Source organism: Sphingomonas sp. AC411, assembly GCF_979253035.1.
Genome location: NZ_CEEDAQ010000001.1, coordinates 1804136 through 1830739, shown reverse-complemented (window position 1 = coordinate 1830739; position 26604 = coordinate 1804136). Strand labels below are relative to the sequence as shown.

The window sequence follows — 26604 nt, the reverse complement described above, 5'->3', positions numbered from 1 at the left end:
GGGCAGGGCACGACCGCGCGCGATGGCACGCATTATTCGGGCTATTGGGCGCCGCAGTCGGTCAATGCCGAAGTCTTCGACCAGGAGCGCGAGCGGTACGGCGTACAGGCTACCGCGCAGTTCCGCCCGTTCGACAACGTCACCGTCACGTCCAACTATTTCCGGTTCGGCTATTCCAGCGACTTCACCTCGAACGTGCTGAAGATCCCCGAATGGGGCTATAATGATTTCTTCACCGGCGCGACGCTCGACAAGAGCGGGACGATCTTCCAGTCGGCGAACTTCGCGGTGCCGGCGCCGGGGACGGGCTGCCTCGCCCGCGCGACCCCGTGCACGATGGAAACGCCGCAGATCGCCGGCACGTACAGCCGCGAGAAACAGGTTTCGAACACGTTCGAGACCGAGGTCAAATACAGCCAGGATCGTTTCGATGCTGTCCTGAAACTCGGCAAGACCAAGTCGAGTGGCGGTCCCTCGGTCCGCTTCAACGTCGCCGCCAAGCCGCGCCTGACCACCCCGGGCAGGAGCAGAACGGCAATCTGGTCAGCAACTGGGACATCTCGGACGGCATCGCCAATTTCGAGTTCTCGCCCGAAATCCAGAACAACATCCGCAACGGCATCGCGCAGATCGACGTCGGCTCGACCGGGTCGAGCTTCGTCAACAGCGACCTCGGCCAGCGTTATGCGCAGCTCGATCTGACGCGACGCTTCGACGGGTTCCTGAAATCGGTGCAGATCGGCGCCAAATGGCGTGACCTGAAGATCGGCCGCGAGACCGGTCGCAACGACTGGTATGCCGATCCCGCGACCTTGCTCCGCTATCAGGATACTGCCGCCGGCGCCGTCGCGCGGCCCGAATTCTTCTATGCGGAGCCGATCGGCAACATCAACGGCGGCTTCAATGCGAACACCGTCCCGGGCATCAACTTCGAACAATATCTGAGCTATCTGAACTCGACCTATGGCCAGGCGGTGCGGGTGTACGAACCCGACTTCGTCTATTCGTTGGGGGAGCGGGTGTGGGCCGGCTATGCCCAGGCGAATTTCGGCACGGGCGGTCTTCGCGGCAACATTGGTCTCCGCATGGCCAACACGAAACAGTCGGGCAATACCTCCGATCGCCTGCAGTATCTCAACGATTACTGCGTCAACGGACCCGGCGGCCCGACCGATCCCAACCGTCCGCTCGGCCCCGACGGCAATTGCCAGGTCCTGCCGCTCAGCGTGCGCGAGACGATCGTCAACACGCGCGCCGACCAGTCGAAGACCTACACGGACTGGCTGCCGAGCTTCAACGTATCGTACGAGGTCACGCCCGACCTCCTTGTCCGCGGTGCGGTCGCCAAGGTCATCGCCCGGCCGTCCTTCGCGGATCTCGGCTCACAGCGCTCGCTCACCTTCCGCTCGGACGCCTATGCGTTCGATCGCGGCCAGTTCGGCGAGTTCGCCGGCTGGTCGGGCAGCGGCGGCAATTCGGATCTGAATCCGTTCTCGGCGTGGCAATATGATCTCGGCATCGAATGGTATTTCCGTCGCGGTTCGGTGCTCGGCGCGACCTTCTTCCGTAAGGACGTCTCCGATTTCGTCGTCCCGCTGGTGTTGAACGTCACCCGCGACGTCAATGGAACGCAACAGCTGATCCAGCCTTACTCGACGGTCGCGAACGGTTCGAACGCGCGGTCGCAGGGCGTCGAGCTGTACGCGCAGCACACGCTGCCCTTCGGTCTCGGCGCGCAGGTCAACTTCACCTATAACGACACGTCGGTGGCGGACGTCACGCTCGACGGCCAGAAGGTCGGCTCGTCCGCGTTGGTCGGCAGCGCCAAGACCCAGGTCAACGCCTCGGTCTTCTACGAACATGGCAAGGTGTTGCTGCGTGCATCGTACAACCGGCGCGGCGAGGTCGTCGGCGGGTTGCAGTCGGGCCTGAACGAATACACCGATCCCTACGCGCAGGTCGATCTCAACGCGGCGTATGCGCTGACCGACCGGCTGAACCTCACCGCCTCGGTGATCAACCTCACCAAGGCCGAGGAAAGCCGCCATCTCGGCAACGACACGAAGGACCGTTTCACCTACCGGAATTACTTCGGTCGCCGGGCCTATGTGGGCGTCTCGTTCAACTTCTGATGACTTGGCACAACCGGCTTTTCTCTCGGGTGGCGCCTTCGCGGCGCTGCCCTCCCTTTCTCGCGGCGCCACGTCGAAGGGCGTGGGTGAAACACGCGGGCGGCGTGGGGTTCGGATCGCGCTGACCGCGTCCGCGCTGCTGATGTGCGGTCTGGCCAGCGCGTCGAACCCGATCGTTCCCGGCTGGTATGCCGATCCCGAGATCCGCGTGTTCGCCGGGCGCTACTGGATCTATCCGACCTATTCGGACCATTACGGCAAGCCCGACGTCACCAGCCGCTTCTCGGCCGCGCAAAAGCTCGCCCGCCAGCGCAAGACGGTGCGTCCGTCCTACGGGATGCAGACCTTCTTCAATGCGTTCTCGTCACCCGATCTGGTGCACTGGACCAAGCACGACCACGTGTTCGACGTGCGGAACGCGGCCTGGGCGGCCTATGCGATCTGGGCGCCGTCGGTGATCCAGGCGAATGGCCGCTATTATATGTTCTTCAGCGCTAACGACATCCAGAGCGATGCGGAGCTTGGCGGGATCGGCCTCGCGGTCAGCGATCGGCCCGGCGGTCCGTTCAAGGATGCGATCGGCAAGCCGCTGGTCGGCGCCTTCCACAACGGTGCGCAACCGATCGACCCGTTCGCGTTTCGCGACCGGGACGGCCAGGTCTATCTCTTCTACGGCGGTTGGAAGCATTGCAACGTCGTCCGCCTCAGCGCGGACCTGAAACGCATCCTGCCGTTCGCGGACGGATCGAAATACAAGGAAGTGACGCCGCCCGGCTATGTCGAGGGCTCGTTCATGATCGAGCGCAAGGGCGTCTATTATCTGATGTGGTCGGAGGGCGGCTGGACCGGCCCGGACTATAGCGTCGCCTATGCGACCGGGCCGGGACCGACCGGGCCGTTCACGCCGCGCGGCAAGATCCTGTCGCAGGACCTTCGCATCGCGCGCGGCGCCGGGCATCATTCGGTCGTCAACGTGCCCGGCACCGACGACTGGTACATCGCCTATCACCGCCGCCCGCTCGACACCGATCGCGGCGAACACCGGCAGATCGCGATCGACAGGATGGTCTTTGCCGCCGATGGTCGGATCGAGCCGGTGGTGATGACCAATGCGGGCGTCAAGCCGCGACCGATCGGCGTGCAGAAGCCGACACAATCTTCAGGGAGAGCGATGTGAGAAACAGGGTGATCGCCAATTTGCGCGGCACGGTAGCGACGATCGCGTCGCTCGCCCTCGTCGCGCCCGCGCCGATACTGGCCCAGACCAAGGCCAGCGCGGCGGCCGCTTCAGCCACCGGAGCGATGCAGCCGCAGGACCAGCCTTCGGTCGATCTGGTCAACCCGCTGATGGGGACCGATTCCGACTACACCTTATCCTATGGCAACACCTATCCCGCGGTGGCGGTGCCGTGGGGCATGAACTTCTGGACGCCGGTCACCGGCAAGACCAACAGCGGCTGGGGCTACACTACGACGCGAACAAGATCAACGGCATCAAGCAGACCCACCAGCCCAGTCCGTGGATGAACGATTATGCCGCGTTCTCGCTGATGGCGACGACCGGTGCGCTGAAGGTGAAGGAGGACGAACGCGCGTCCTGGTACAGCCACAAGGCGGAGGACAGCCGGCCGTACAGCTACAAGGTCTATCTCGCCGATTACGACGTGACGGCGGAGGTCGCGCCGACCAACCGCGCCGCGCAGTTCCGCTTCACCTTCCCGCAGAGCAACGACGCGCACATCATCCTCGACGGCTATGCCGGCGGCTCGATGGTCTCGATCGACAAGGCCAAGCGCCGCATCACCGGCTATGTCCGCAACAATCACGGCGGCGTGCCCGATAATTTCCACAATTACTTCGTCGCCGAATTCGACCACGACTTCACCGTCAGCCAGACCTGGGACGGCAAGGGGCAGGTCACCGCGACGCCGACGCGCCAGGGCGATCATGTCGGCGCGGTCGTCAGCTTCAAGACTCGCAAGGGCGAGCAGGTCGGCGTCAAGGTGGCGTCTTCGTTCATCAGCCTCGAACAGGCCGAGCGAAACTTGCGCGGCGAGATCGGTGGCGACGGGTTCGAGCAGACCAAGACGAAGGCCAAGGCGATCTGGCAGCGCGAGTTCGACCGCGTCCAGGTCACCGATCCCAATCTCGACAACCGCCGTATCTTCTATTCGGCGCTGTACCGCATGCTGCAATTCCCGCGCATGTTCCACGAGGTCGATGGCAAGGGCCAGACCGTCCATTACAACCCGTACGACGGCAAGGTGCACCCGGGCTTCCTATACACCGACAACGGTTTCTGGGACACGTGGCGGGCGGTCTTCCCGTTCTTCGCGCTGATGTATCCCGAGCGCGACAGCGAGATCATGCAGGGGCTGGTCAACACCTACAAGGAGTCCGGCTGGCTGCCCGAATGGGCGAGCCCCGGCCACCGCGACGTGATGATCGGATCGAACTCGGCGAACCTGATCGCCGACGCGTACCTCAACGGCGTGCGCGGGTTCGACGTCGAGACGCTGTACGAGGCGATGGTCAAGAACGCGACGACTTCGCAAGGGCGACCGGTCGACAAGAAGGGCAAGGTCGTCGGCGCGGTCGGGCGCGAGGGCGTCGAATATTATAACCGCCTCGGCTATGTGCCCTATGACGTCGGCATCAACGAGAATGCCGCGCGCTCGCTCGAATACGCCACCGCCGACTTCTCGATCTCGCGGCTTGCGGCGGCGCTCGGCAAGACCGAGGATGCGAAGCTCTACGCCACGCGCGCGCAGAATTACCGCAAGCTCTACGATGCGCAGAGCGGCTGGATGCGCGGTCGCAACAAGGACAGGAGCTGGTCGACGCCGTTCAGCCCGTACAAATGGGGCGATGCCTTCACCGAGGGCAATGCGCTGCATTACAGCTGGTCGGTGATGCAGGACGTGCAGGGTCTCGCCGACCTGATGGGCGGGCGCGAGGCGTTCGTGAAGCGGCTCGATTCGATCTTCACCACGCCGCCGATCTTCGACGACAGCTATTACGGGCAGACCATCCACGAGATCCGCGAGATGCAGATCGTCGACATGGGGCAATATGCGCACGGCAACCAGCCGATCCAGCACATGACCTATCTCTACGATTGGGCCGGCGCGCCGTGGAAGACGCAATATCACGTCCGCGACGTGATGAAGAAGCTCTACTCGCCCGCGCCCGACGGCTATCCGGGCGACGAGGATAACGGCCAGACCTCGGCGTGGTACGTGTTCTCGGCGCTGGGCTTCTATCCGGTCACGCCTGCGGTCGGGCAATATGCGATCGGCAGCCCGCTGTTCCAGACCGTGAAGCTGACGATGCCCGGCGGCAAGATGCTGACGATCGAGGCGGCGAACAACGGCCCCGGCAACGTCTACATCCAGTCGGCGAGCTTCAACGGTACCCCGCACGACAAGCCCTGGCTGACCCGCGCGGCGTTGCAGCAGGGCGGCACGCTGCGGTTCGTGATGGGGCCGACGCCGAACACCGCCTGGGGTGCGGCGAAGGCGGATGCGCCGTTCTCGATGAGCGCACCGGTGGCGGGACGTTGATCATGGAGACCGGAATGCGCTTTCGTCGTCGCGACGTCATGACCGGGGCCGCCGCGTTGGCGGTCACCGCCAGCCTCCCGCGCGCCGCCGCCGCCGCCGCGCCCCTCGTGAGCAAGCGACCGCCGCGTGCGCAACGTCACTTCGTCAGCCCTGCGGTCGAGGCCGAGATCGCGCGCGTGAAGGCGAAGATCGCCGACCCCGAACTCGCCTGGCTGTTCGAGAATTGCTACCCCAACACACTCGACACCACCGTCAAGGTCGGCACGGGCGATGGCAAACCCGAGGGCAAGCCCGATGCGTTCGTCATCACCGGCGATATCGAGGCGCTGTGGCTGCGCGACAGTTCGGCGCAGATGCAGACCTATGTGCACCTCGCGCCGAAGGATGCCGGCCTGCGCCGTGTCTTCACCGGGCTGATCGCACGGCAGGCGCGGTGCATCCTGATCGACCCCTACGCCAATGCGTTCATGGAGGATCCGACCGCCAAGTCGAACCTCGGCGCACGGACCGACCAGACCGACATGAAGCCGGGCGTCGCCGAGCGGAAATGGGAGATCGACTCGCTCTGCTATCCGATGCGGCTCGCGCACGGCTATTGGACCGCGACGCGCGACAAGACGCCGTTCGACGATCTCTGGGCCAAGGCGATGCGCCGCGCGGTCGCGACCTTCCGCGAACAGCAGCGCAAGGACGGCAAGGGCCCGTATCATTTCCAGCGCCTGAACGTCTCGCCGACCGAGACGCTCATGTTCGAAGGCTATGGCGCCCCGACGCGGAAAGTCGGCCTGATCCATTCGATGTTCCGCCCGTCGGACGACGCGTGCCTCTATCCGTTCCTGATCCCGTCGAACCTGTTCGCGGTGTCCGCGCTGCGGATGCTGGCGACGGTCCAGCGCGAGGCGCGCGGCGATACGGCAGGCGCGACCGACAGCGAGGCGCTGGCGACCGAGGTCGAGACGGCACTACGCAAACATGGCCGGATGCCGGACGGGCAGGGCGGCGAGGTCTGGGCGTATGAGGTCGACGGCTTCGGCAATGCGATCTTCATGGACGACGCCAACGTGCCGAGCCTGTCGGGCCTGCCGCTGCTCGGCGCAGCGGATCGCACCGACCCGCTGTTCCGCCGTACCGCCGCGCTCGCGTGGAGCGATCGCAACCCGTATTTCTTCACCGGCACCGCCGCGCGCGGGATAGGCGGCCCGCATATCGGGCTCGACATGATCTGGCCGATGTCGATCATCACGCACGCGATGAACAGCGACGACGACGCCGTGATCCGCCAGTGTCTTGCGTGGCTGAAGACGACGCATGGCGGCACCGGGTTCATGCACGAATCCTTCCACAAGGACGATCCGGCCAAGTTCACGCGGCACTGGTTCGCGTGGGCCAATGGCCTTTTCGGCGAGCTGATCCTCGACCTCGAGCGCCGCAAGCCCGCCTTGCTTGCCGCCCGCTACTGACACGGACTCCGGGAGACAGACGATGACCACCGCCAACCGCCGCCAGGTGCTCGCCACCACCGGGCTCGCCGGCCTCGCGGGCGTCCTGCCCGCCGCATCGCAGGCGCAGGGCCAGCGCCCGGTCGCGGGCAAACCCGATCTGTTCGTCGGCACCGGCGGCCACGGCCATACCTATCCCGGTCCGTCGCTGCCGTTCGGCATGGTCCAGCTCGGCCCCGATACCGACAACAGCCGCTGGGATGCGTGCTCGGGCTATCACCAGGACGACGGCTCGATCATGGGCTTCAGCCACACGCATCTGTCGGGCACCGGGATCGGCGACATGCTCGACGTCCTCGTGGTGCCGACGCGCGGACCGTTGCAGCTGAAACCCGGCGCGCTCGGCAAACCCGAAGACGGCTATCGCCAGCGCTTCACCGACGAGCTCGCCGAGCCCGGCTATTACCGCGTGAAGCTCGAATCGGGCGTGCTCGCCGAACTGACCGTGACCGAGCGGACCGGCCACCACCGCTACAGCTTCCCGCAAGGCCCCGGCCACATCCTGGTCGACTTCGCGCACATGATCCTCGACGTCTGGGACAAGGGCACGCTGATCGACGAGGCCTCGCTGGCGCTCTCCCCGATGGCATGCTCACCGGCAGCCGCCGCGTCCACCGCTGGGCGAAGGGCCGGCGCATCCATTTCGCGATGCAGCTCTCGCGCAAACCCGACCGCGTCCAGTTCTTCGGCGACGACGACACGCCGGCACCGGCGGGTGCCAAGGGCGTCACCGGCAACCGCCTGAAGGTCGCGTTCTTCTTCGACCAGGCGGGCGGCTCGCCGATCCTGATCAAGACCGGCATCTCCGCGGTCGACGTCGCCGGCGCCAAGGCCGCGCTCCAGGGCGAAGCGACAGGCTGGAAGTTCGATGCGGTCCGGCGCTCGGCAGCGCGTATCTGGCAGACCGAACTCGACCGCGTCCGCGTCGACGGCGGCACGCCCGAACAGCGCACGATCATGGCGAGCGCGCTGTATCACGCCTTCCTCTCGCCGACGCTGTTTACCGACCGCGATGGCCGCTATGTCGGGCTCGACCGCAAGGTGCATCAGACGACCGCCGCCGAGCCCGCATTCAGCACCTATTCGATGTGGGACACCTATCGCGCGCTGCATCCGCTGCTCACGCTCGTCCAGCCCGACAAGGCGGCGCAGTTCACCCGCGATCTCGTCCGCCAGACCGTGCAGAGCCCGACCGGATCGCCGGTCTGGCCGCTGCAGGGCGTCGAGACCGCGTGCATGATCGGCTGGCATTCGGTGTCGGTACTCGCCGAGGCCTGCGCCAAGGGGATCGAGGCGGATTACGCCGCCGCCTGGCCGCAGATCCGCAGGCGCGCGTTCGATCGCACCTTCCCGGACATCGACAGCACGCTCGGCCGCGGCTTTTATTACGACCTCGGCTTTGTGCCCGCCGACAAGACGTGGGAATCGGTCAGCCGCACGCAGGAATATGCCTATGACGACTGGGCGATGGCGGTGCTCGCCGAGGCGGCAGGCGCCAAGGCCGACGCCGCCGCGCTGCGCAAGCGCAGCCTCAACTACCGCAACGTCATCGATCCCACGATCGGCTTTGCCCGACCGCGCTTCGCCGATGGCAGCTGGTGGGTCGATTACGACCCGATCCAGCTGGGTCACAACCCCGAGAAGCAGCGTGATTATACCGAGGCGAACGGGTGGCAGGCGACATTCCTCAACCAGCACGACGCCTATGGCCTGATCGCGCTGTTCGGCGGCGATGCGGGGTTCGTGAAAAAGCTCGACGCGCTGTTCACCGCACCGTCGACGCTCCCCAAGAATGCGCCGCCCGACATCACCGGGCTGGTCGGCCAATATGCGCACGGCAACGAGCCGGATCAGCACGCCGCGTATCTCTATGCCTATGCGGGCGCGCCGTGGAAGACGCAGGCGATGGTGCGTCGCCTGCTGACCGAAATGTACAAGGCCGATCCCGACGGCGTCATCGGCAACGACGATTGCGGCCAGATGAGCGCGTGGTTCATCCTGTCGGCGCTCGGCTTCTATCCGGTCGATCCGGTCAGCGGGGTCTATGTCTTCGGCTCGCCGCTGTTCGACGCGGCTCAGGTCGATCTCGGCGCGGGGCGCACCTTGCGCGTCGTCGCCAAGGGCAATGCGCCGGCCAGCCCCTATGTCCAGTCGGTCCGCTGGAACGGCAAGCCCTGGACCCGGAACTGGATCGCGCACGCCGACCTCGCGAAGGGTGGCGAGCTGGAGTTCACGATGGGACCGAAGCCGTCGTCGTTCGGCACGGCCAAGGGCGACCGGCCGCCCTCGTTCGAACCGCCGTCGTTCGAACCTAAGCGGCGATAGATAAAAGACGCCTCGGGAACGACGTTCCCGAGGCGCTGAACCGTTCGCCGGCAAGGGGGAGCCGACGAACTCCCCTCGCTATGACGCGGGCGGGGACAAGGACGGGGGCGCATCCGCAACGGCGCTCCCCAATTCGGATTGGGTCTGGCTCCCATGATCAGTTCCAGCCGGGCGCCATCCTTGACGTCGGCATGGCTGAACCAGGGTTTCGTCCACGGCTTGCCGTTCAGCGTCGCCGACTGGATGTAGATATTGGTCGGCGAGTTGCCGCGCGCGACGATCTCCAGCGTCCGGCCGTTGCCGAGCCGGATCGCCGCCTCGTCGAACACCGGACTGCCCAGCACATAGACGTCGCTCGACGGATCGACCGGATAGAAGCCCATCGCGCTCAGCGCGTACCAGGACGACGTCGCGCCCTGATCGTCCATCCCGGGATAGCCATAGCCGGACGCATCGCTGCCATAGAGCGTGTCGAGGATACGCCGCGTCAGCGCTTGCGTCTTCCACGGCTGGCCGCTCCACGCATAGAGATACGGCGCGTGCTGGTCGGGCTGGTTGCCCTGCACGTACTGGCCGATCAGCCCCGTGCAATCGCGGCAGATACCGGTCGGCGCATAGGGGGTCGCAAAGAACCGATCGAGTTTGGCATTGAACCTCGCGCGTCCGCCGAGCGCGGTGGCGAGCCCCTGCACGTCGTGCGGGACGAGCCACAAGGTCGACCAGCCCGACGCCTCCTTCATCATGTAGTTGTAATAGGGCTCCTGCGGATCGAACGGCGCGATCCATTTGCCATCGGCAGTGCGGCCCCGGATGAACCCGATCGAGGGATCGAACACATTGCGCCAGTTGGACGCGCGCGCGGAACAGCTTTGCGTCGTCGGTCTTGCCGAGCCGCTCGGCGAAGTCCGCCATCGCATGGTCGTCCCACGCATATTCCAGCGTCGTCGCCGCGCCGGCCTTGCCGCCGGCATAGGGCGGGCTCGGATTGCCCGGTGGAATCTCGTCCGCGATCCAGCCGTTGCGCTGATATTCCGCCAGATAGCCGCGCGGGCCTTTCGGATCGACCGCGTTGCGGCGGAGGAACTCGTACGCGGCGGCATAATCGAACGCGATGCCGCGCTTCCACGCGCCGAGATACAGGAACACCGCGTTGTCGCCGTGGAACGAGGTGTTCATGTACCCTCGCTCGCGCGCCATATCGAGTTCGGAGCGCATCACGTTCTGGACCAGCTCGGGCTCCATCAGCTCCAGCAGCACGATCTGGTTGCGCCCGGTATCCCAGAACGGCACCGGCCCGTACCGATCATAGGTCGCGGTCCGGGTCTTGCCGTTGGTGTCGGTGAAGCGCTCGCCCTTGTGCGCCAGCAGACGCGGGCTGGCGAAGGACTGGAACAGCGTCGAATAGAACAGCATCCGCTGCTTGGCCGTGCCGCCCTTCACCCGGACGCGGTTCAGCAGCGTCGCCCATGTGTTCGTCGCCGCCTGGCGGACGCCCTCGAAATTCCACCCCGGCTGTTCCTGTCGCAGGCGTCGTTCGGCGTCGGCAAAGCTCTGGCCGTGCGCGATCTTCACCAGCACCGTCTCGTCCTGCCGGGTGGTGAAGTTCAGGTAGGTGCCGGCGAAGCTGCCGGTGATCGTGCGCGATGCGGGGACGACGTCCTTGTCGCCGATGCCGTAGCCGCGGCTGTTGCCAGGCGACTTGCGGAAGGTGCCATAGCCGCTGAACGGCTTGGAGAATTGGGCCACGAAATAGCGGCCGTCGCGCGCATCGTCGTCGCCGCGTTCCGCCGCGATGCCGCGCACCTGGTCGTTGCCGATCACCTCGACCTCGCCGCCGCGGCCGGGCAGGTTGAGGATCAGGTGCGACCGCTGGCTGGCCGGAAAGGTGAACCGCATCAGGCTGGTCCACTGCGTCGCGGTCAGTTCGGCGCGCGTCCGAAACGTGTCGAGATAGACCGAATAATAGCCCGGCCGCGCGACCTCCTTCGCCTTGTCGTAATAGGCCTGGGTATAGGCCGGCGGCACCGTCCAGTCGCCCACCACCGGCATGATGATCGGTTGCGCGCGCGCGCCATAGGATGGGCCGCCGCCGCCGGTGAAGCCGATCATCGTCGGGCTCGGATAATGATAGGGCGTCGCCACCCCGGTCGGATAGGTCGCCTCGACATTGACGTTGACCGGCGCCGCCTCGACCGAGCTGTTGGGCAGTCGCGCACCGGGCGAGGTGATCCCCGAATAGACCGGCTCGCCCGGCGGTGGCGCGTTGCCGATCAGCTCGGGGCGATCGAGCGGCGCGGTGCCGACGAGCGGGTTGGCTTCCTCGACCGGCGATTTGTCCGATCCGGGGAATGCTGGCCGTTCACCGCACCGAGGGGCGTCAGCACCAGGATCGCAGCGACCGCCGTGGTTCGCCGCACGATCGATAGGCTGCGGGCGACGCGGGGCGCGGATATGGGGGCGGGGCAGGGCGTGGTGTATCGGTCACGGGGCAATCCTCCTCCGCCGCCGGGTTTCTATGCGAACCGCGTGCTGCACCCGATACTTTATTAAACTAATTTGATTGTCAATAAGGACAGGAGTCCTGCTGCAAGTGGGGGTCGGGCCGAGAAGGGATGGCGACCGACTTTGCTCGTAGCGTCAGCTCAGCGGCGGCGCGTTCCGGGCGCGGCGGTGCTGCCACGGACGATCAGCTCGTGATCCAGCGTGACCTGTCGCGACGGGCTGTCGACCCCGCGGAGGATATCGACGAGCAACTCGACGGTGCGGCGGCCGATCATCGACTTGGGCTGGGCGATGGTGGTCAGCGGCGGCTGGAAATAGCGTGCGAGCGGGAGGTCGTCGAAGCCGATGACAGAGACGTCTTTCGGGCATGACAGCCCCGCGTCGCCGATCGCGCTGAGCGCGCCCATCGCCATTTCGTCGCTGAAGCAGAAGATCGCGGTCACGTCCTGTGCGATCAGGTCGCGGGTATGGTCGATGGCCGAGCCGGCGGAATAGTCGCCGATGCGGATGTGCAGGCTATCGCGCAGGCCGGCGCGGGTCGCGGCGTCGATCGCGCCGGCGAGGCGGTCGCGACTGATCGGGCTGATCTCGGGGCCGGTGACGACGCCGATCGCGCGGTGGCCGAGGCCGATGAGATGCTCGATCGCGTTGGCGCTGGCGGCGGCATTGTCGATATGGACGCTGGGGACGCCGAGGTCCGGACTGTATTCGCAGCCATTGACGATCGGCGCGGCGGCACCCTTCCGCGACAGCATCGGGGCGAGGCTGGCGGGCAGGCGGTGGCCGAGGAAGATCAGCCCGTCGACCTCGCGGCGCGAGAGCATGTCGGCATATTGATCCTCGACCTCGGGATCATGCCGGGTGTCGCCGACCACGACCGAATACCCGGCATCCCGCGCGGCCTCCTCGGCGCCGCGGATGACGCTGGCGAAGAACGCGTTCGAGATATCGGGGACGGTCAGAAGGATTTTGGCGGCGCGCAAGGTCCGCAGGCTCCGCGCGGCGACGTTGGGCGCGTACCCCGATCTGCGGACCACCGCGAGCACCCGCAGGCGGGTATCCTCGGACACCTGTTCGGGCCGGCTCAACACGCGCGACACGGTTGCGGTAGAGACGCCCGCGAGTGCGGCCACTTCGATGATCGTCGGCATAGGCTCGTCATGGATCCGGTCGTCGGCACTGTCGATATATATCCGATGTAATCCTTTACATTCGTATCGCGGCTCCGTAGCTTCATGTCCGACAAGCAGGCAAACTGCGAGCGGAGAGGTAACGAATGGCGAGTGCAGATACTGGGTCCCAGGCCATGCCGGCCGGCCTGCTGACCGGCCGCCTGAGCGCCATGATGTTCATGCAGTTCTTCGTATGGGGCGCCTGGACCGTAACCCTCGGCCTCGTGATGCAGACGGTCGGGATCGGCAACCTCATCGGCAACGCCTTTTCGGTCGGGCCGATCGCGTCGATCGTCGGCTCGTTCCTGCTCGGCATGGCGGCGGCGCGGTACGTCAGCCCGCGGATGCTGATGGTGATCCTGCACCTGGTCGGCGGCGTGCTGCTGTTCGTGCTGCCATCGCTGGTGACGCCGGAGAACGGCCGGACGTTCGTCTGGCTGCTGCTCTGCTACATGATCCTGTACATGCCGACGGTCGGCCTCGCGAACACGATCGCGCTGAAGAGCTTTGGCGAGCGGACCGACAAGTTCCCGTTCGTCCGCGCGTTCGGCACGCTCGGCTGGATCACCGCCGGACTGATCATCGGCTGGGCGGGGCTTTCCGCCAGCCCGGAGATCTTCCGCGTTGCGGCGGTCGTGTCGATCGCGCTCGGCCTCTACAGCTTCACGCTGCCGAACGTCACGGCGGATGCGCCGCGCGACGAGAGCGTGCTTCGCCAGGTGTTCTGCGTCGAGGCGTTCGGACTGCTCAAGCAGCGCTCGTTCCTGATCTTCATGACCTGCGCGACGCTGATCTCGATCCCGCTCGCTATGTATTATGCCTATGCCTCGCCCTATGTCGGCGCGACCGGGATCAGCAACGTCGGCGGCACGCTCGCGATCGGGCAGATGTCCGAGCTCGTCTTCATGTTTTCGATGCCGTGGCTGTACCGCCGGTTCGGCGTGAAGCCGCTGCTGCTGGTCGGCATGGCCGCATGGGCACTGCGGTATGCGCTGTTCGCGATCGGCGATGGCGGATCGTCGATCTGGGCGGTGTATCTCGGCGTCGCGCTGCACGGCGTGTGCTATGATTTCTTCTTCGTCGCCGGCGCGATCTATACCGGCACGATCGCCACGCCAAAGGGCGTCAATGCGCAGGCCCAGGGCATGCTGACGCTGTTCACCTACGGCGTGGGCATGCTGCTCGGATCGCAGATCGGCGCGCTTCTGTATGCGCAGCTGCCCGCATCGCCGACCATCGCCGACTGGCAGCATATGTGGTGGTATCCCGCGATCGCCGCCGCGGTGATCGCGCTGCTGTTCCAGTTCACCTTCCGCGACGACACCAGAAAGAGTGCAGCATGACCGGCATGAAGGGCCCCGGGATTTTCCTCGCCCAGTTCCTCGGCGACGAGGCTCCGTTCGATACGCTCGACGCGCTGGCCGAATGGGCGGCTGGGCTCGGCTATGTCGGCGTCCAGATCCCCTGCAACGCGCAGTTGATCGACCTGAAGCTCGCCGCCGAGAGCAAGACCTATTGCGACGATCTGCGCGGCAGGCTGGCCAAACACGGCATCGAAGTCACCGAGCTGTCGACGCATCTGCAAGGCCAGCTCGTCGCCGTCCATCCGGCATACGACACGCTGTTCGACGGCTTCGCGCCCCCGAAGTCCACGGCAAGCCCACCGAGCGCCAGTCATGGGCGGTCGAGCAGGTCAAGCTCGCCGCACGCGCCAGCGCCAATCTCGGCCTGTCCGCGCACGCCACCTTCTCGGGCGCGCTGGCATGGCCCTACGTCTACCCCTGGCCGCAACGCCCCGCCGGGTTGATCGAGGAGGCCTTTGCCGAACTCGCCCGCCGCTGGACTCCGATCCTCGACGTGTTCGAAGACGTCGGCGTCGACTGCGCGTTCGAGGTGCATCCCGGCGAAGACGTCCATGACGGCGCGACCTGGGAGCGCTTCCTCGCTGCGGTCGACAACCATCCGCGCGCGCGCCTGCTGTTCGATCCGTCGCATTTCGTGTTGCAGCAGCTCGATTATCTCGACTTCATCGATCGCTATCACGACCGGATCTCGTGCTTCCACGTCAAGGATGCTGAGTTCAACCCGACCGGCCGAACCGGTGTGTACGGCGGTTACGAGAATTGGGTCGACCGCGCAGGCCGGTTCCGCTCGCTGGGCGACGGGCAGGTCGATTTCTCCGCGATCTTCAGCAAAATGGCGCAGTACGGCTATGACGGCTGGGCGGTGCTCGAATGGGAGTGCGCGCTGAAACGGTCCGACGACGGCGCGCGCGAAGGCGCGCCGTTCATCCGCGACCACATGATCCGCCTGACCGAACGCCCGTTCGACGATTTCGCCGCCAGCGGCATCGACCGCGCCGCGATCCGCAAGCTGCTCGGGCTGTCGGAGGAGCAGGCATGAGCCGCCTCCGTCTCGGTATGGTCGGCGGCGGGGAAGGGCCTTTATCGGCGCGGTCCACCGGATGGCAGCCGCGCTCGACGGCGACTGGGACCTCGTCGCGGGCGCGTTCAGCACCGACGCCGGGCGGAACACGCGCACGGGCACGCTGCTCGGCCTCGATCCGCAGCGCGTCTATCCGTCGCTCGACGCGATGATCGCGCACGAACGCGCATTGCCTGTGGGCCAGCGTATCGACGCGCTCGCGGTCGTCACGCCGAACCACCTGCACGCCCCGATGGCGATCGCCGCGCTGAACGCCGGCTTCCACGTCTTCTGCGAAAAGCCGATGGCGATGAGCGTCGTCGAGGCCGAGGCGATCGCCGCCGCCGCCAAGGCCAGCGGTCGCCACTTCGCACTGGCCTTCACGTACAGCGGCTATCCGCTGATCGAAGAGGCGCGCGCGCGGGTCGAACGCGGCGATTTCGGCGCGATCCGCCTGGTCCAGGTCGAATATCTGCAAGGCTGGCTCAGCCAACCGATCGACACCGACGGCAACAAGCAGGCCGAGTGGCGCACCGATCCCGCGCGCGCCGGGCTCGGCGGCTGTCTCGGCGACATCGGCACGCACGCGTTCCAGCTCGCCGAGCATGTCTCCGGCCTGTCGGTACACTCGGTTTCCGCGGACCTGACGACGCACGTCGACGGTCGCCGGCTCGACGACGACGTCAGCGCGCTGCTCCGCTTCGAGGGGGCGCACGCGGCGTGCTCAAGGCGACCCAGGTCGCGGCGGGCGAGGAGAACGGGCTTCGGCTGCGCATCCATGGCGAGCGCGGCGGCCTGGACTGGTCGCAGATGGAACCCAACACGCTGACGCTCCGCTGGCTCGACCGCCCCGCCGAGATCGTGCGGACCGGTGGTCCCGGCATGCTCGACGCGACCGCCTCGCTGGTGCGTACACCTGCCGGTCATCCCGAGGGCTATATCGAGGCTTTCGGCAATCTTTACCGCGCGTTCGCCTCGGCGATCCGCGGCGATCAAGACGGCCGCTGGTTTCCGGGCGTGACCGATGGCCTGCGCACGATGCGCTTCATCGAGGCGGTGATCGCCAACGCCGGCGCAGACCAGAAATGGACTTTAGTAAATCCGGGAGAGAATGAATGAAGCTGCTCATGGCTCTGGTCGCGGGAAGTATCGCGGCAGTTGCGGCAGTCACGGTCTCAGCGCCGACCACCGCGCAATCCACTGCGGCTGCACCGCCGGCCTTCGCCGCATGCCGCGCGTGCCACACCGTCGCGAAGGGCGGCAAGAACGGCATCGGCCCGAACCTGTACGGCGTGGTCGGCCGTGCCGCCGCCGCGACGCCGGGCTTCAATTACTCGCCGGCGATGAAGGCATCGAAGCTGCGCTGGGACGAGAAGACGCTCAACGACTATCTCGCCGCACCACAGAAGAAGGTGCCGGGCACGCGCATGCCGATCGCCACCCCCGATGCCGCCAAGCGCGCGACGATCATCGCCTATCTCAAGGCCGAGGGCTCGAAATGACGGTAATGGTCGCATGACCCTCTCCCGCCGAAATCTGCTCGGGGCCGGGCTCGCGGCCGGTGCCGCCGCGTCGCTGGTGCCGGGCATGGCCGGGGGCAACGCCGCAGCTCGAACGCCGCGCGCTTCTCGCTCGGCTACGCGCCGCACGAGGGCAGCTTCGCCAGCCGCGGCGGGCGGATCGAACAGATCGCCTACGCCGCCGATCAGGGCTTCACCGCCTGGGAGGACAACGAGGCGGCGACGCGGTCGGTGGCCGAGCAGGAGCAGATGGCCAAGGCGCTCGCGCAGCGCGGCATGACGATGGGCGTGTTCGTCGCCAGCATGCCCAAATGGTCGAAGTCGCGGCCGTTGCTCGGCGCGACCGACGGCGCCGAGCGCGAGGCGTTCCTCGCCGATATCCGCGCCTCGCTCGAGGTCGCCAAGCGACTGAATGCGAAGCGGATGACCGTCGTCACCGGCTTCATGGACCCGAAGGTTCCGGTGGATATCCAGACCGCGCGCGTGATCGACGTGATGCGCCGCGCCGGCGATATCGTCGCGCCATCGGGGGCGGCGATGGTGATGGAGCCGCTCAACACGCGGACCAACCATCCGGGCGTCTATATGCAGACGATCTCGCAGGGCTATGCGGTGGCGCGCGGTGCCAACAGCCCGGCGGTCAAGGTGCTCGCCGATCTATATCACGAGCAGATCCAGTCGGGGAACCTGATCCCGACGCTCGACACGTGCTGGAACGAGATCGGCTATATCCAGTTCGGCGACAATCCCGGTCGCAACGAACCATCGACCGGCGAGATCAACTACGCCTCGATCGTGAAGTGGCTGCGGGCAAAGCGCTATTCGGGCGTGATCGGCATGGAACACGGCAATTCAATCGCCGGGCGAGCGGGCGAGGATCGCCTGATCGCCGCCTATCGCGAAATCGACTCGGTATGACGGCGATGGGCATGAAGCCGATCGGCAGGAAGGGGATGGGGATGAGGGAACAAGCATGAAAACCTGTTTGATGGCGAGCGTTGCCACGGCGATGACGCTGATGGCGACGGGGTCGGTCGCGGCGCAGGAGAAGCCCGGCTTCAAGGACACGCCGATGCTGCCCGGCGGGCAGTGGCGCGTCCATGACGCCGACCGCCCTGCGCCGGTCGTCGTCGCACCGGCCGCGACCCCCGGCGGTCCGCCCGCCGATGCGGTCGTGCTGTTCGACGGGCGTTCGCTCGATGCATGGAAGCCCGATCGGATCGCATGGCCGATCGCGGACGGTGCGCTGACGATCCCGTCGCGTGCGAAGAGCGGCGGCGAGAACAACCTCGTCTCGAAACAGAGCTTCGGCGACGTGCAGATGCATCTCGAATTCCGCTCGCCAAACCCGCCGACCAAGACCTCGCAGGACCGCGGCAACAGCGGCATCTGGTTCATGCAGCGCTACGAACTGCAGATCCTCGATGGCTCGCAGAACCCGACCTATGCCGATGGCACGGTCGGCGCGGTCTATGGCTGGAAGCCGCCACTGGTGAACGCCTCGCGTCGCCCCGGCGAATGGCAGACCTACGATATCGTGTTCGAGCGGCCCCGCTTCGCCGCCGACGGTAGCCTGGCTCGCCCCGCCTATGTCACCGCGCTGCTCAACGGCGTGCTCGTCCAGAACCACCAGGCGATGCTCGGCACGACCATCTGGCGACAGGTCGCGAGTTACAAGGCGCACGCCGATGCCGCGCCGATCCAGCTTCAGGATCACGATTCGCCGGTGTCGTTCCGCAATATCTGGGTTCGTCCGTTGCCTGAGGCGGCGATCGCACAGGACCTGAAGAAGGACGGTAAATGATCGATCGTAGAACTGCACTCGCGGGCGTCGTCGCCATGTTCGGCACGGCCCTGTACGCGCCGATCGCGCGCGCCGCCGGCGTCGCGCAGGCGCCCGGCGCGGCCGCCGGCATCCCCGTCATCAGCGAGGGTCCGCCCAGCGTCGCGGTCTTCACGGCGCCCCAGCGCGCGCTGATGACCGCACTCAGCGAACGCGTGCTGCCGACCACCGATACGCCGGGCGCGATCGCCGCCGGTGTCCCGGCCTATATCGAGAAGCTGCTCGCTGATTGGGCCCTGCCGGCCGACCGCGTGCCGATCCTGGCCGGGCTCGACGCGATCGAGGCGCGCAGCCTGAAGGACTATAAGGTCGCCGGTGCGAAGGCGACGGCGGCGCAGCAGGATGCGCTGCTCACGCTCGCGATGAACGACCAGATCCCGTCCGGCGGCGTCTTTTCGAGGCGTTCCGGCAGCTCGTCGTCACCGGCTATTACACCTCCGAAATCGGCATGACGCAGGAGCGGGAGTATCTGCCGGTGCCGGGCGAATATAACGGCCAGTTCCCCTATTCCCAGGTCAGCAAGGTGTATTCCGCATGATCCTCAACCGTAGAAACCTGCTTGCGGGCTCCGGTGCGGTCGCAGCGCTCGCGTTCGTGCCCACCGCGTCGGCCGCCCAGTTGAAGGCGATCGGCCTGCAACTCTACACTATCCGCGAGATCTTCGCGAAGGACCCGGTCGGCACGCTCGGCAAGGTCGCGCAGATCGGCTACCGCGAAGTCGAATTCGGCGGTGGCGGCTATGACGCCATGGACCATGCGATGCTGCGCCGGACGATGGACAAGCTCGGCCTGACCGCGCCCTCGGTGCATATCGGCTACGACGCGCTGCTCAAGCAGTTCGACCAGTCGGTGACGATGGCCAAGACGCTCGGCGCGACCACGGTCGTGCTGCCGTACATGACCGCCGAGCATCGCAACGAGGCGGGCTGGAACGCGGCGCTGCCGAACTTCAACCGGTTCGCGACCGAACTGAAGAAGGCCGGGCTGGGCTTTGCCTATCACAACCACGATTTCGAGTTCACGACCAAGCCGGGCGGGGTCAGCCTGTACGACCGGTTGCTCAAGGAGACCGACCCTGCGCTCGTGAAGGTGGAACTCGATCTCTATTGGGCGCTGCATGCCGGCGAAAACCTGGCGACGCTGATCGAGCGCTTGGCGCCGCGCCTCTACGCCTATCACGTCAAGGACATGCGCCCCGACCGGAGCATGACCGCGGTCGGACAGGGCACGATCGATTTCGGCGCGCTGTTCAAGCTGAAGGGCAGCGCCGGCGTGCGGCATTTCTATGTCGAGAACGACGAGGCTCCCGCGCCTTATCTGCCCGACATCACCACGAGTTTCCGGACACTGCGCGCGCTTCGTTTTTAAATGGGGGCGCTTCTGACGGGGCGTGTTTTCCGAGTTTTAGGAGAGAGATCATGGCTGAGACCAACAGGTTCGACGCGATCGTTATTGGATCGGGCGTAAGCGGTGGCTTCGCTGCGAAGGAACTGACCGAAAAGGGCCTCCGCGTCCTGATGCTGGACCGCGGCAAGATGGTCGAGCACGGCGAAGGCTACACCTATGACGGCAAGCCCGCCTATGAGGTGCCGGCGCGCAACATCATGCCCAAGCCGCTGCTCGACAGCGATTATTTCATCGGCAAGCACGGCTATGTCCAACCCAGCAACCGCGAATTCCACAACGACGACCGGCTGAACCCGTACGCCTATGACGAGGGCAGCAAATTCTACTGGATCCGGCCCGGCGCGGTCGGCGGCAAGTCGCTGATCTGGGGTCGCTGGTGCTTCCGTTGGAGCCCCGCGGATTTCGAGGCGAACAAGCGCGACGGCATCGATGGCGACTGGCCGATCCGCTATGACGACGTCGCGCCGTGGTACAGCTATGTCGAGAAATACATCGGCGTGTCGGGCTCGCGCGAGAATCTCGACTATCTGCCCGACAGCGAATTCCAGCCGCCGATGCCGATGAACGTCGCGGAGAAATGGCTCAAGCAGGGTCTCGAATCCAAGTTCCCCGGCCGGAAACTGATCAACACGCGGCTGTCGAACATGACCGAGGACAAGCCCGACCAGAACCGCACCAAGTGCCAGTTCCGCAACCAGTGCGGCAATGGTTGCTCGTTCGGCGCCTATTTCTCGACCCAGGCCGTCACCCTGCCAGCCGCCCGCGCGACCGGTCGCCTGACGCTCAGGTCGGACTCGGTCGTCACCAACCTGGTGTACGACGCGGCGCGGAAAAGGTCACCGGCGTCCGCTATATCGACGCGAAGACCGGCCAGGCGGAAACGGTGCAGGCCGATCTCGTCTTCCTCTGCGCCTCGGCGATCGCCTCGACGCAGATCATGCTGAACTCGCGCGCGCCGGGAAGCGACCGCAGCTATTTCGACGAGAGCGGCACGCTCGGGCGCTATATCATGGACCATATCTTCCGCGTCGGCGTCGAGGGTGACATCCCCGGCATGGAGGAGTTCATCGAATATGGCCGTCGTCCGGGTGGCGTCTACGTGCCCCGTTTCCGCAATATCGGCAAGGACGACGGCGTCGGCTTCAAGCGCGGCTATGGCTATCAGGGCAGCGCCTATCGCAACCCCGCCGCGCCGGTCGGTTTCGGCGCGTCGATGAAGCAGGGCATGCGCAAATACGCCCCGTGGAAATTCAGCATGGGCGCGTTCGGCGAATGCCTGCCTTATGCCGATAACAGGGTGTCGCTGCACCAGTCGAAGGTCGACCGGTTCGGGGTGCCGCTGGTCCGCTTCGACGTGACGTTCCGCGACAACGAGCTGAAGATGATGGCCGACGCCCGGACGCAGGGCGAGGCGATGTTGAAGGCGGCCGGCCTGACCAACGTCAAGAGCAGCGAGAAGGAGCACGTCCCCGGCGACGCGATCCACGAAATGGGCGGTGCCCGCATGGGCCGCGACCCGCGCACGTCGGTGCTCAACGAATGGAGCCAGGCGCACGCCGCGTCCAACCTCTACGTCACCGACGGCGCACAGATGGCGTCGATCTCGTGCGTGAACCCCTCGCTGACGTTCATGGCGCTCACCGCGCGCGCCGCGGATCATGCCGTCAAGCAGATGAAGAAGGCCTGACGACCAAGAGCTTTGGGGGCGGAACGTCGTAAACCGCCCCCAAGACTTTGATAGCCAGCGCGCGCGACTCCGTATCTGCAAGTATAAGCGTCGATCTCACGGTCATCCGCGTTGTGCACAATGGCCAACCGAGGTTCGGCCATTTTCCCGCGCGCCGTCACAATCGGCCCAAACTTTCCCCAATATGCCTCGGATATGCGAAGTCTTGATCGAGGTCGTTGACGACGCGCTACAAAACCGTCTGTATCGCTTCCGTAACGAACATCGACCGCATTTTCGCCTCCGGCTGGATTGGATCCGCGATGCCAGGCCTCGTGACCACAGGTTTGCCCCTGGAAACGGGGCCGCAAGGCGGGGCTGTCGACGCCTGCGACCGGGAGCCGATCCACGTCCCCGGCTCGATCCAGCCGCACGGCATGATCCTCGTCGCCGATCCGGTCACGCTCAGGATCGTCGCCGGCGCCGGAGAGATCGAAACGCTGCTCGCACCGCACTGGCTCGGCGGGCATCTCGACGACATCCTCCGCCACCCGGTCTCCGCGCGCCTCGCCGATCCTTCCGGCGTCGGCCCCGGCCCCGGCGTCACGTTGCTCCAGATCGACGGCATCGACGTGATGTTCGATGCCACCATCCACCGCTCACCCACTGCGATCATCGTCGAACTGGAACCCGCACCCCCGACGATGCCGTCGCCGATCGAGATGCTGGCGGCGATGGAAGACGCCGCCGCAACCTTCGAGCAAGCCTTCGGACTGCGGGAATTGTGCGAGCGCGCGGCGCGGATCTTCCGCCAGGTCACCGGGTTCGACCGGGTGATGGTGTACCGCTTTCACGACGACGGCACCGGCGTCGTCGTCGCGGAGGATCGCGATCCGGCGCTGCGATCGTTTCTCAACCAGCATTTCCCCGCCTCCGACATCCCGCGCCAGGCCCGCGCGCTCTATGTCCGCAACCGCGTTCGCGTCATCCCCGACATCGCCTATGAACCGGCGCCGCTGCGGCCGTTCGGCAACGATGCGCTCGACATGAGCGACGTCGCCTTGCGCAGCGTTTCGCCCACCCATCTGCGCTACCTCGCCAACATGGGCGTCGCCGCGTCGGCCTCGGTCTCGATCGTCCGCGACGGGGCGCTCTGGGGTCTGATCGCCTGCCATCACCCGACCCCAAGCTGCTCCCGCTGCATGCCCGCATGGCGTGTCGCGCGCTGGCGGGAAGCCTCTCGCGCCAGATCCGCGCGAAGGAGGATGCCGAACTCTTCCGCGAACGCATCCGCCTGCGCACCGCCGAGGACGCGGTCATGCTGCGGCTCGGCAGCGACATCTCGCTGGCCGGCCTGTTCGCGATCGCCGGCGACGATCTGGCCCGGATGCTGGCCGCCGACAGCTTTGCGGCGGTGCGCGGCACGGAATTGTTCGTCGCCGGTCGATCGCCCCGGCACGACGACATCCGCAAAATCGCCGCGCACGTCGTCGACCTCGCGCGGACGGTGCCGTTCGCGACCGATCGCATGGCCAAATACCTGCCCGACGCCGCCGCGTGCCAAGACCTCGCGAGCGGCGTCCTCGCGGTGACGATGGCGACCGAAGAGCCGACCATCCTGCTCTGGTTTCGGGCCGAACAGATCGCCGTCGTGAACTGGGCGGGCAATCCGCAAAAGGACGTGCCGGCCGATCTGCACACGCCGCTGACGCCGCGCGCCTCGTTCGAGATCTGGAGCGAGGCGGTCCGCGGACGCTCGGTGCCCTGGACGCTGTTCGAGGTCGAGGCGGCGGGCCGGCTCAAACGGACGATGTACGATGCGCGCCAGCACCGCCGGCTGTTCGAGATCAACCGCGAGCTCATGGCGACGATCGCCGACAATGAGAGCCTGTTGTTGCAGAAGGATTATCTGATCAAGGAGGTGCACCACCGGGTGCAGAACAGCCTGCAACTCGTGTCGGCGTTCCTCGGGTTGCAGGGCCGTGCCGTCGGCGACGCGGTCCTGACCTCGCATCTGATCGAGGCGCAGCGCCGGCTTTCTGCGGTGGCGATGGTCCACCGCCGGCTGCATTCCGACGAGCATCTCCAGGCGATCGACCTCGCGCGCTATATCGGCGATCTGTGTACCGAGATCCGGTCGACGATGGACGGATCGTGGGGCACGCAGATCCAGCTCGATCTGGTGCCGATCCTGATGTCGACCGACCGCGCGGTGCATGTCGGTTTGATCCTCACCGAACTGGTCATCAACGCCAATAAATACGCCTATGCCGGTGGCTCGGGGCCGATCACGATCGCGCTGGAGCAGCAACAGGCGCGGTTCCTGTTGATCGTCGCCGATCGTGGCAGCGGCAAATCGGGGCAGGGCATGGGGTTCGGATCGCGGATGCTCGCGTCGATGGTCGCCCGGCTTGCGGGAACGATGGCCGAGACCGACAATTGTCCCGGTCTGCGCGTCACGATCGCCGCGCCGATCGGCGAGCCGTAGAAGCATCTTCGCGGCGCGTGCGTGGCGGTGTACGGGGCTGCCCGCTTGTCGGTCCGATCTCGCCTGCGCGGCCTGTCGCGCGCGATCGGTGGTGGCGATAATATGGCGTCGATTGAACCGGAGTTGCGTGTGGTGGATGGTGCGGGAAAGACCTGGGACGGCGCGATCGTCCGCAAATGGCTGGAAAGCCGCGTCGCCGCCGCGCGGTCCGATCAGGTGGTCGCGGAGCGCGCGGGGCGGGATCGCCAGGACGATTGCGACAAGGCTACGGCGGAGGAAATGGTCTGCACGCTGATGAAGGCCAAGCCCGCGACGAACGCCCAGGCTGGTTTCATGGACGAGCTGAGGACCTTGCTCGATCGTGACGACTATGTCTGGCGCGGCGTGTATAACGACACGCGCTTCGACCGGCATGTCCGCACCTTCATCAAGAAGCTGATCAAGATGGCCAAGGCGAACGACGGGTTCGAGAACACCACCCATTATCAGTGACGTGATGCCGTTTGCGTCCAGCGGGACAGTTTGGAGCGATCGCGGGACGCCGTGCTTCGTCCGGCCTACTCCGATCGACGGGGAGTTCGTGCTTTCGGCTGCGAAAGCGCCCATATCGATATGCCGGTATCGCCGCCGGCACGGGACGATCGCCGACCGGATCGCAAAGAAAGCCGCTGCTGCAACCCTATGAAATCGACCGAAGAGACCTTGGAAGAGCTTGGCTGGAATGCGTTTTTCAGCGAGCAGGTTTCACCCGACGAGGCGCTGCTGTGTCATCCCGTCCGGGTAATGGCGGTCCATCGCGGCAAGATCGCGGTCGCCGGGCTGGGCCCACAGCGTTTCATCACCCCGTATATTCCCGGTGCGCTGCCGACCGACGATCATCCGACCGTCGGCGACTGGGTGCTCGTCGATGGCGCGACGGTGCAGCCCGTGCGCGTTCTCCAGCGGATGAACCTGTTCAAGCGACGCTCGCCGGCCGATCCGCGCAGGGATCAGATGATCGCGGCAAACGTCGACACGGTGTTCATCGTCGCCTCGTGCAACCAGGATTTCAGCGTCGCGCGGCTCGAGCGCTATCTGGTGTTGGCGCGCGAGGTCGGGGTGGACCCGGTCGTGGTCCTCACCAAATCCGACCTGACCGACAGGCCCGAGGTGTTCGCGGCTGCCGCGCGCGCGATCGAGCCGGGCCTGCTGGTCCAGACCGTCAACGGCCGCGATCCAGCCGACGTCGCCGGGCTCGCGGCGTGGTGCGGCCCCGGCAAGACCGTCGCCTTTCTGGGCTCCTCGGGCGTCGGCAAGTCGACGCTGGTGAACTCGTTGCGCGGGTCCGACAGCATCGCGACGCAGGCGGTTCGCGCGCACGATTCCACCGGCCGGCACACCACCACGGTCCGCGAGATGCACCGCCTCGATCATGGCGGCTGGCTGCTCGACCTGCCGGGGATGCGCGAACTGCAACTGTCCGATGCGGCAACCGGCATCGCCGAGGTCTTCGACGATTTCGCGCTGGCGGCACAGGACTGCAAATTTTCGGACTGTTCGCACGGCGTCGAGCCCGGATGCGCCGTTCGCGCCGCGATCGAGGCAGGCACGCTGACCCCCGAGCGGTTCGATCGCTGGCGCAGGCTGGAAGCCGAGGAAACCGCAAACGCCGCCAAACTCACCAAGCGACGATCGCGCTAGCGGGCTCGGACAGGCCGGATCGGAGGTCAGTTCACACCGCCAAATGAACGCCGCTCGCCGTCCTACCGTGTTCGTTCCGGAGTCCGTATCGCTGGCGGACGCAGGTTGAATCCTCCCGCCAGGGAGGTGGCGCCGTAGGCGACGGAGGAGGCGGACCCGGAACAGCGGTTATCCCTTACCTCCCCCTCCGTCTGGCAAGAGCCAGCCACCTCCCCTTGCCGGGGAGGATTAACGGGTGCGTCGTATCGCCAGTGTCGCGACGTGCGTCCGGTTGCGCCGTTCGCGCCGCGATCGAGGCAGGCACGCTGACCCCGAGCGGTTCGATCGCTGGCGCAGGCTGGAAGCCGAGGAAACCGCAAACGCCGCCAAACTCACCAAGCGAC

The 26604-nt window shown here is 66.1% G+C and carries 12 protein-coding genes and 8 pseudogenes; 18 read left to right on the top strand and 2 right to left on the bottom strand.

Annotation, left to right across the window (positions count from 1 at the left end):
- Nucleotides 1–329: 329 nt before the first annotated feature.
- The 5 genes and pseudogenes from AC0IX7_RS09300 to AC0IX7_RS09280 all read left to right on the top strand — a co-directional run bounded on the left by AC0IX7_RS09300 (nt 330) and on the right by AC0IX7_RS09280 (nt 9519).
- The gene (locus AC0IX7_RS09300) at nt 330–2132 is read left to right on the top strand and encodes a TonB-dependent receptor (RefSeq protein ID WP_471811532.1); all 1803 of its coding nucleotides are present in this window, start codon (nt 330–332) and stop codon (nt 2130–2132) included.
- Nucleotides 2133–2214: 82 nt separating this feature from the next.
- Nucleotides 2215–3309, top strand: coding sequence for a glycoside hydrolase family 43 protein (locus AC0IX7_RS09295; RefSeq protein WP_471811530.1), 1095 nt, complete (start codon nt 2215–2217; stop codon nt 3307–3309).
- Nucleotides 3310–3434: 125 nt separating this feature from the next.
- Nucleotides 3435–5695, top strand: a pseudogene (locus AC0IX7_RS09290) (GH92 family glycosyl hydrolase).
- A gap of 14 nt (nt 5696–5709) precedes the next feature.
- Nucleotides 5710–7155: a glycoside hydrolase family 125 protein gene (locus AC0IX7_RS09285; protein WP_471811528.1), complete on the top strand. Its 1446-nt coding sequence runs from the start codon at nt 5710–5712 to the stop codon at nt 7153–7155.
- A gap of 22 nt (nt 7156–7177) precedes the next feature.
- Nucleotides 7178–9519, top strand: a pseudogene (locus AC0IX7_RS09280) (GH92 family glycosyl hydrolase).
- A gap of 81 nt (nt 9520–9600) precedes the next feature.
- Here the strand turns inward: AC0IX7_RS09280 and AC0IX7_RS09275 are convergent.
- Both AC0IX7_RS09275 and AC0IX7_RS09270 read right to left on the bottom strand, forming a co-directional pair.
- A pseudogene (locus AC0IX7_RS09275) lies at nt 9601–11943 on the bottom strand (GH92 family glycosyl hydrolase); the annotation flags it as partial.
- 218 nt (nt 11944–12161) lie between these two features.
- Entirely contained in the window at nt 12162–13172 is a 1011-nt protein-coding gene (locus tag AC0IX7_RS09270) for a LacI family DNA-binding transcriptional regulator (RefSeq protein WP_471811526.1), read from the bottom strand.
- A gap of 155 nt (nt 13173–13327) precedes the next feature.
- Between AC0IX7_RS09270 and AC0IX7_RS09265 the strand changes: the two genes are divergently transcribed.
- The 13 genes and pseudogenes from AC0IX7_RS09265 to rsgA all read left to right on the top strand — a co-directional run bounded on the left by AC0IX7_RS09265 (nt 13328) and on the right by rsgA (nt 26221).
- Complete coding sequence (locus AC0IX7_RS09265) at nt 13328–14536, top strand: MFS transporter (protein WP_235982673.1); 1209 nt, start codon at nt 13328–13330, stop codon at nt 14534–14536.
- Nucleotides 14533–15596, top strand: a pseudogene (locus tag AC0IX7_RS09260) (sugar phosphate isomerase/epimerase family protein). Before AC0IX7_RS09265 ends, AC0IX7_RS09260 begins: the two are co-directional and overlap by 4 nt.
- Nucleotides 15593–16736 (top strand): annotated as a pseudogene (locus tag AC0IX7_RS09255) (Gfo/Idh/MocA family protein). The pseudogenes AC0IX7_RS09260 and AC0IX7_RS09255 overlap by 4 nt, the downstream one beginning before the upstream one ends.
- Nucleotides 16733–17119: a c-type cytochrome gene (locus AC0IX7_RS09250; RefSeq protein ID WP_471811524.1), complete on the top strand. Its 387-nt coding sequence runs from the start codon at nt 16733–16735 to the stop codon at nt 17117–17119. Before AC0IX7_RS09255 ends, AC0IX7_RS09250 begins: the two are co-directional and overlap by 4 nt.
- 177 nt (nt 17120–17296) lie before the next feature.
- On the top strand, nt 17297–18055 hold the full coding sequence (locus tag AC0IX7_RS09245; protein WP_471813817.1) for a hydroxypyruvate isomerase family protein: 759 nt from the start codon (nt 17297–17299) through the stop codon (nt 18053–18055).
- A 70-nt stretch (nt 18056–18125) separates the two neighbouring features.
- A complete protein-coding gene (locus AC0IX7_RS09240) occupies nt 18126–18941 on the top strand; it encodes a 3-keto-disaccharide hydrolase (RefSeq protein ID WP_471813815.1) in 816 nt (271 codons plus the stop codon).
- Nucleotides 18938–19404: pseudogene (locus tag AC0IX7_RS09235) on the top strand (gluconate 2-dehydrogenase subunit 3 family protein); the annotation flags it as partial. The gene AC0IX7_RS09240 and the pseudogene AC0IX7_RS09235, both read left to right, overlap by 4 nt.
- A gap of 110 nt (nt 19405–19514) precedes the next feature.
- Nucleotides 19515–20348: a sugar phosphate isomerase/epimerase family protein gene (locus AC0IX7_RS09230; protein WP_471811523.1), complete on the top strand. Its 834-nt coding sequence runs from the start codon at nt 19515–19517 to the stop codon at nt 20346–20348.
- 50 nt (nt 20349–20398) lie between these two features.
- A pseudogene (locus tag AC0IX7_RS09225) lies at nt 20399–22074 on the top strand (GMC family oxidoreductase).
- 302 nt (nt 22075–22376) lie between these two features.
- A pseudogene (locus AC0IX7_RS09220) lies at nt 22377–23180 on the top strand (histidine kinase dimerization/phosphoacceptor domain -containing protein); the annotation flags it as partial.
- Between the two features lie 83 nt (nt 23181–23263).
- A complete protein-coding gene (locus tag AC0IX7_RS09215; RefSeq protein WP_471811521.1) occupies nt 23264–24541 on the top strand; it encodes a sensor histidine kinase in 1278 nt (425 codons plus the stop codon).
- 21 nt (nt 24542–24562) lie between these two features.
- Entirely contained in the window at nt 24563–25033 is a 471-nt protein-coding gene (locus AC0IX7_RS09210; protein WP_471811520.1) for a hypothetical protein, read from the top strand.
- Between the two features lie 189 nt (nt 25034–25222).
- Nucleotides 25223–26221, top strand: a complete 999-nt coding sequence (gene rsgA / locus AC0IX7_RS09205) for a ribosome small subunit-dependent GTPase A (protein ID WP_471811518.1) — start codon at nt 25223–25225, stop codon at nt 26219–26221.
- The last annotated feature ends 383 nt before the right edge of the window (nt 26222–26604 follow it).

Bases quoted from the DNA above. Each gene is read 5' to 3' on its own strand.
- AC0IX7_RS09265 (WP_235982673.1), top strand. From the start codon at position 13,328: ATGCCGGCCGGCCTGCTGACCGGCCGCCTGAGCGCCATGATGTTCATG.
- AC0IX7_RS09230 (WP_471811523.1), top strand. From the start codon at position 19,515: ATGATCCTCAACCGTAGAAACCTGCTTGCGGGCTCCGGTGCGGTCGCA.
- AC0IX7_RS09215 (WP_471811521.1), top strand. From the start codon at position 23,264: ATGGCGTGTCGCGCGCTGGCGGGAAGCCTCTCGCGCCAGATCCGCGCG.
- rsgA (WP_471811518.1), top strand. From the start codon at position 25,223: ATGAAATCGACCGAAGAGACCTTGGAAGAGCTTGGCTGGAATGCGTTT.
- AC0IX7_RS09270 (WP_471811526.1), bottom strand. From the start codon at position 13,172: ATGCCGACGATCATCGAAGTGGCCGCACTCGCGGGCGTCTCTACCGCA.
- AC0IX7_RS09250 (WP_471811524.1), top strand. From the start codon at position 16,733: ATGAAGCTGCTCATGGCTCTGGTCGCGGGAAGTATCGCGGCAGTTGCG.
- AC0IX7_RS09240 (WP_471813815.1), top strand. From the start codon at position 18,126: ATGGCGAGCGTTGCCACGGCGATGACGCTGATGGCGACGGGGTCGGTC.
- AC0IX7_RS09285 (WP_471811528.1), top strand. From the start codon at position 5,710: ATGCGCTTTCGTCGTCGCGACGTCATGACCGGGGCCGCCGCGTTGGCG.